The 5,632-nt window shown below is 68.9% G+C and carries 5 protein-coding genes; 1 reads left to right on the top strand and 4 read right to left on the bottom strand.

The window, feature by feature from the left end:
* Nucleotides 1-407 precede the first annotated feature (407 nt).
* The 4 genes from E3T42_RS04630 to E3T42_RS04615 are packed head-to-tail and all read right to left on the bottom strand — an operon-like array spanning nucleotide 408 to nucleotide 5,099.
* Complete coding sequence (locus E3T42_RS04630; RefSeq protein WP_134365596.1) at nucleotides 408-701, bottom strand: hypothetical protein; 294 nt, start codon at nucleotides 699-701, stop codon at nucleotides 408-410.
* Complete coding sequence (locus E3T42_RS04625; RefSeq protein ID WP_134365597.1) at nucleotides 698-1,075, bottom strand: response regulator; 378 nt, start codon at nucleotides 1,073-1,075, stop codon at nucleotides 698-700. The genes E3T42_RS04630 and E3T42_RS04625 overlap by 4 nt, the downstream gene beginning before the upstream one ends.
* Complete coding sequence (locus E3T42_RS04620) at nucleotides 1,072-2,670, bottom strand: ATP-binding protein (protein WP_160141055.1); 1,599 nt, start codon at nucleotides 2,668-2,670, stop codon at nucleotides 1,072-1,074. The genes E3T42_RS04625 and E3T42_RS04620 overlap by 4 nt, the downstream gene beginning before the upstream one ends.
* The gene (locus tag E3T42_RS04615; protein WP_134402568.1) at nucleotides 2,667-5,099 is read right to left on the bottom strand and encodes a response regulator; all 2,433 of its coding nucleotides are present in this window, start codon (nucleotides 5,097-5,099) and stop codon (nucleotides 2,667-2,669) included. Before E3T42_RS04615 ends, E3T42_RS04620 begins: the two co-directional genes overlap by 4 nt.
* Nucleotides 5,100-5,357: 258 nt before the next feature.
* Here E3T42_RS04615 and E3T42_RS04610 point away from each other — a divergent pair, with 258 nt between their 5' ends.
* Complete coding sequence (locus E3T42_RS04610; protein ID WP_174776552.1) at nucleotides 5,358-5,537, top strand: hypothetical protein; 180 nt, start codon at nucleotides 5,358-5,360, stop codon at nucleotides 5,535-5,537.
* The last annotated feature ends 95 nt before the right edge of the window (nucleotides 5,538-5,632 follow it).

The following is a 5,632-nucleotide window of genomic DNA, read 5'->3' as shown; positions in this document are numbered from 1 at the left end:
GACCATCAGCATCGAGGAAGGCCCGCTTCTATGTGCGGAAGCGACCCGGAGTGGGGAATTTCAGTGAGCAGAACTGGGGAATTTCAGTGAGCGCCGTCACAGACGCAGACGGACCTCACGCCCGTCGTCGATCGAGTCCGGCGGCAAGTTCAGAATGCTCTCCCGCCTGACGACTACATCAACCTCATCCGACTGCTCGCCCGATTCACCGTAGCGCTGTGATCGCCAGCACCTAAGCAACGGTTCGTCAGCGGGACGTCCACGGACGTAGGTTGGCTACAATTCGCCGAAGTTCCGGAGTCTCGGGGGAGTGGCGTTTGGGAATGGCTGGCCGACGCCGTGGGCCCTGGCATTGGGGTCATGAACCAGCTCAGGAGCCCCCGTTGAGGCTGCGCCGACGCTGGGCCTCAGCCGACGAGCCGGCGTAGCTCGCGCACGGCCGCAGCCACCTCGTCGACCGGAGCGCGCGACTGCACCAGCCGCTCGACAACCGCGGCCTGCTCCGATCCGGGCCGGCGGTAGCTGCCCAACGCGCCGACGAGCTTGTGGGCGGCGGACTCGGCCTCGTCGGCCAGCACATCACCCGAGCGGTCTCCACCTCCGGCCTCGACGTACCGCTCGAGTGCCGCGACGCGCTGGTCGGCGAGGTACCCGTACCGCTCCCACATCTCGGCGAGGAAACCGTCGACCGCGTCGGTCACGGTCCCCATCCCAGCGACTCGGACACCAGACGCGGCAGCTCCATCGGGTCGAAGGGCTTCGCCAGCACGCCACGCACGCCCTCGGCCAGCCACCGCTCTCGCTCGGTGGCATCGGCCCGGGCCGTGAGCAGGAGTACCGGGATGTCGCGGGTGCGCGGGTCGGCCTGCAGCAGCGCATACGTTGTCGGGCCGTCGACGCGGGGCATCATAACGTCGAGAAGGACCGCGTCCGGCTGGGACGAGGCAACTATATCCAGTGCCTCCATACCGGAAGACGCCTCGATCACCCGCAGGCCACCGACTCGCTCAAGGCTGAGTCGGGCGACTGCGCGGATGTCCGGCTCGTCGTCGACGACGAGCACGCAGCGCGTCACGTCTCCTCCTTGCGCCGGAGGGGGCCGGGCCACGGCTCGTTCCGCGGCCTGCGCTGCGGCAGCACGACCGTGAACGTGGAGCCATGCCCGAGGATGCTGTCGACGTCGATGCGGCCGCCGTGCGCATGCACGATGCTTTGGCAGATGGCGAGCCCGAGGCCGCTGCCCTGCTTCTCGCGGGCGTCGCTCACGTCGACCTGCGCGAAGCGCTCGAAGATCTGCTCGACCCGGTCGGGCGGGATGCCACGGCCCTTGTCGCACACCTCGAAGCGGATCTCACCCTCTCGCATCCGGGCGGTGACGCGGACCGCGCTGCCGGAGTGGCTGAAGCGGACGGCGTTGCCCAGGAGGTTGACGAGCACCTGGGCGAGTCGGTCGGCATCGCCCCAGCAGATGTCGTCGGAGGTCTCCTGCTCCAGTCGGACGCCGGCCTGAGCGGCCATCCCTTCTACGGCTGCGAGCGCCAGCGCGACTAGGTCGCTCAGCCGGTGAGGACGGCGCACGACGTGCATGTGCCCCGCGGACAGGCGCTCGAGATCGAGGATGTCGGCCACGAGCCGACCGAGGCGGTCGGTGTTGGTGAGGGCGATGTCGACAAGCGACTGCACCTCGGGCGGCAGTTCGGCGACGACCCCGGCAGCGAGGAGGCCGAGCGAGCCGCGCATCGAGGTCAGCGGGGTGCGCAGCTCATGGCTCACCACCGAGACGAACTCGTCCTTGAGCCGCTCCACCTCCCGCCGCTGGCTGACGTCTTGGAAGACCAGCACTGCGCCAGCTGTCCGGTCGTCCTGCCGCAACGGCGCAAACGAAAGCTGCACCAGGAAGACCTCACCGTCCTGCCGACGGAAGGCGTCGTCCACGCCGACGAGCATCTGCTCGTCGCGCAGCGCCGCGCCGAGCGCACAGTCGTCGTCGCTGCACGAGCTGTCCTGGGGGTGCAGCAACTCGTGCAGCGGCTGGCCAAGCAGTTTTTCGGCCGGTGCCGCGAGCAGGTCGCACGCCGCGGGGTTGACGAGCGCCAGCCGGCCCTCCCCGTCCGTCGCGCAGATCCCGTCGCCCGCCGAACGCAGTACGGAGTCTGTGAGCCGCTGTGCCAGCTCAGCGGCAGCCAGCCGGCGCTGCACCTCCTCAGCGCCGAGCTCGAGCTCGGCCCAGGCGGACATGTCGGCCAGGACTTCCAGGTCCGCGCGGCTCCACGTGCGCGGCACGACGTCGAAGGCGCATAGCGTTCCCACAGCCTGCCCGTCCCAGCGCAGCGGGTAGCCGGCGTAGGCGCGCAGGCGAGGAGGGCCGACGACGAGCGGATTGTCACAGAATCGCGGGTCCGTGGATGCGTCGCCGACGAGCACCGGGGCGTCGTCCACGACGACGAAGTGGCAGAACGACGCGTCGTGATCCAGCGCGGGGTCGGTCTGTCCGGTGCAGGCCACGACCCACAGCCGCGTCTCGTCGACGAGATTGATGTAGACCACCGGCACGTCCAGCAGATGCTTCGCACGATCCACGATCCGGCGGAAGCGCTCCTGGCCCGGCTGGTCGAGCAGCCCTAGCGCCCGCAGCGCCTTGACGCGGGTGTGCTCGCGTGAGGTGGTCACGACGTACGGCTTGGGGAAGTCGTGTGGTGGGGCAGTGGCGGCGGGACCAGCGGCTCGTCCGCCGGGTGCTCGGGGTCGTTGGCCGCTGGACCGACAGCCGGCGCGGTGAGTCCGCCCTCCGGCGCCCCCCCTGTCCCGGCGGCCCGGGGCGTCACCTTCCAGGCCTTCTCGCGCATGGCTTGCTTCACCTGCGCGACGCGTGCGATGACGTTCTTGTACTCGGTGTAGAAGACCGAGGCAACCACGAGGTACAGCCAAAACCACGCCGTGCGGGAGCGGATCTCCGGATCGGCCTGGCGATACGCGAACAACGTCTGCCACGGCCCGACGCTGAGCGTGAAGATGGTCGTGAGGACGAACACCGGGACGAACCAGTCGAGGTGCTGCGGCCCGCCGGCGCGATGGGCGTAGAAGGCGATGAGCGGGAACATTTGGACGCTCAGCCAGGGGTAGACCTCGCGCCAGCCCAGCAGGAAGAAGAAGCCGAACCGCTGTCTGGGCGTGAGCCCGGGGTTGCGCAGCGCCCCGAAGAGGTGGCCCAGGGACACCTGGAACCACCCTTGCGCCCAGCGCATCCGCTGGTTCCACAGTGCCTGCAGCGTCGTCGGCGCCAACTCGCGGCTGATGAGGTACGGGTCGGAGCCGATCCGGTAGCCGGCTTCGACGACCCGCAGGGCAGAGTCGATGTCCTCGGTGAGCATCGAGCCGCGGAAGCGCGTCTCGCGCAGCAGCTGCGTGCGCCAGTAGCCGTTTGACCCGCCGAAGATGCCGAACTGGTGCAGCTTCGCCCGGCCGGGGTGGCTGACTGCGTAGATCATCTCGAACTCGACCGCTACGGTGCGCGCCACCCAGGAGGCGTCGCCGTTTCGTACCACCGGATGGCCCTGCACGACGTCGTACCCATCGGCCATCCAGCGGTAGGCGCGCACGAAGCTGTCTGCCGCGGGCAGGTGGTCGGCATCGAAGACACCAGCGAACTCACCAGTGACGATCTGCAGGGCGGCGTTGACGTTCTGCGCCTTGGACGTGCTCCCCTCCACCTTGAGCAGAGTGAAGCGCGTCTCGCGCTGCGCGAGCTCGCCGAGGACGCGCTCTACCGGGAGCGGGACGGGCGAGTTGTAGGCAAGCACGACCTGCAGGTCGCCGGGGTAGTTCACCCCCAGGAAGGCCTCGACGGTCTCCAGGACGGTCGCGGCCTCATTCGGCAGGTACGCCGCGATGACGGCACTCGCAGGCGGGTACGCCGGACCTCCGTCCTGCTCCTCTGGTGCGGGAGGCGGCTGCGCCGGGTTCAGGGCGAGCAGTCCTTCGACCCAGATCGCGATCCCTGTCACCAGCAGCGAGAAGACGACGACGAGGTAGGCGAACGGTGTGATGTCGAAACCCGCGCGGTCAGCCAACAGGTAGACGAAGTACGGCAGCACAATGCCTATGACGAACGTCAGCGCGACCTGGAACGGCGTGCGCAGCCGCTCGAGAAGCGGCCGAGGCTGGCGCGGTGCCGCGGCCTCGGCCTCGGCGAGCATCTCGGGACGGTACGCGATCGGCCGCAGATCGAGGTGCATCTGCGCGTGCTCGAGCGCCGCGCCGGCCTGCTCGACCGCCTGCTTGGCCGACTGGACGGCGTCGAGCGGGACGTATCCGACGAGCGGGGTAACGCTGACCTTTGAGCCCTCGACGTCCAGGCGGCGGCCGGCGAGGCGTTCGGAGAGTCCCTGCATCAGGTCGCGCACGTCGTCCGACGACGTCTCCGGCAGCAGCAGCCCGAAGCCGCCATCGGGGGTACGGCCGGCCGTCTCCAGCGGCGTGACCACGGCGCCGAGCACATCGGCGACCTGCCGCAACACCTCGTCGACCCCGCGCTCCCCGAAGCGCGCACGGATGCTCCCGGACTCGTTCAGCCCGAGCAGTGCCAAGTGCCCCGAGCGGCCACTGCGCAGCGCCCGCTCGCGCTCCCGGTCGAGCTCGTCCATGAACGTCGCGGACGAGGCCAGCCCCGTGCGGCGGTCAGTCTGCAGTCGGTCAGCAGGCACCGGCGGCCGTAGCCGCTTGGCGTCCACGCGAGCGACCAGGACCGGCAGGTCGAAGGGCTTGGTGATGTAGTCGTCCGCGCCGAGACGCATGCCGGACACCACGTCCGCGGCCTCCGCGCGGCTGGTGAGGAACAACAGGGGCAGGGAACGCAGCCGGGAGTCCTCGCGCAGTCGCTGCACGAGGGTGAAGCCGTCCATGTCCGGCATGTTGACGTCGGAGACGACGACGTCCGGGACCGCCTCGGCCAGTCTCTCCAGTGCCTCGGCGCCGCTGGAGGCCGTCGTGACGCGGTAGCCGGCTGCGAGGAGCCCTCGCGCGACCAGGCCCACGATCATCTCGTCGTCATCGACGACGAGCACCGCGCCCCGGTCGTCGGCTACTGCCCTACCCGTCATCGGGTTACTCCCGGTCAATAACTCCCCCTACGGCCTTCCGGCGCAGGACTGGAGCGACTGCGTGGTGCCTATTGAACTCTACAGGGGCACCCCCGCCACGAACTTCCGCTCGCGCGAAGTCGGGCACGGTCGCTGGTCACTAGACGGGGCGGCCGTGGGAATGATTGATCGACTACCGAACACTGCCCATTGGCGCAACCTTGAGCGTCCACAGCTCCGAATCGGATCGGGTTGGCCTTGAAGGTTTACGCTCAACAGGTGTTGTGCGCACAAGACTCCCTTCCGCCTCGCCTTCGCCGCGTACTCGTCGCCGGCGTCTCCGGCGTAGGAAAGTCGACGCTCGCGTCACGGATCGCAGCGATCACCGGCGGACAGCACACCGAGATCGACTCGCTCTATCACGGCCCCGGCTGGGCGCTACGGGAAAATTTTCTCTAGGAGCGTGTGTCAGTAACGCCTATTCGAAGTTGATGCGACGAGATCCGGGCCGATTTGGCCGCAGCGGGCGGGGCGTTGCTGTGGCGGTCGTCGTG

The sequence above is a fragment of the Cryobacterium sp. TMT4-10 genome (assembly GCF_004403275.1).
Classification (GTDB): Bacteria; Actinomycetota; Actinomycetes; order Actinomycetales; family Microbacteriaceae; genus Cryobacterium; species Cryobacterium shii.
Note: the sequence above shows the minus strand (reverse complement) of the source record. Positions and strands in the feature narration are given on the sequence as shown.

What these genes read in the sequence shown, in the direction of transcription:
- E3T42_RS04615 (WP_134402568.1), bottom strand. Translation starts at nt 5,099, where the DNA reads ATGACGGGTAGGGCAGTAGCCGACGACCGGGGCGCGGTGCTCGTCGTC.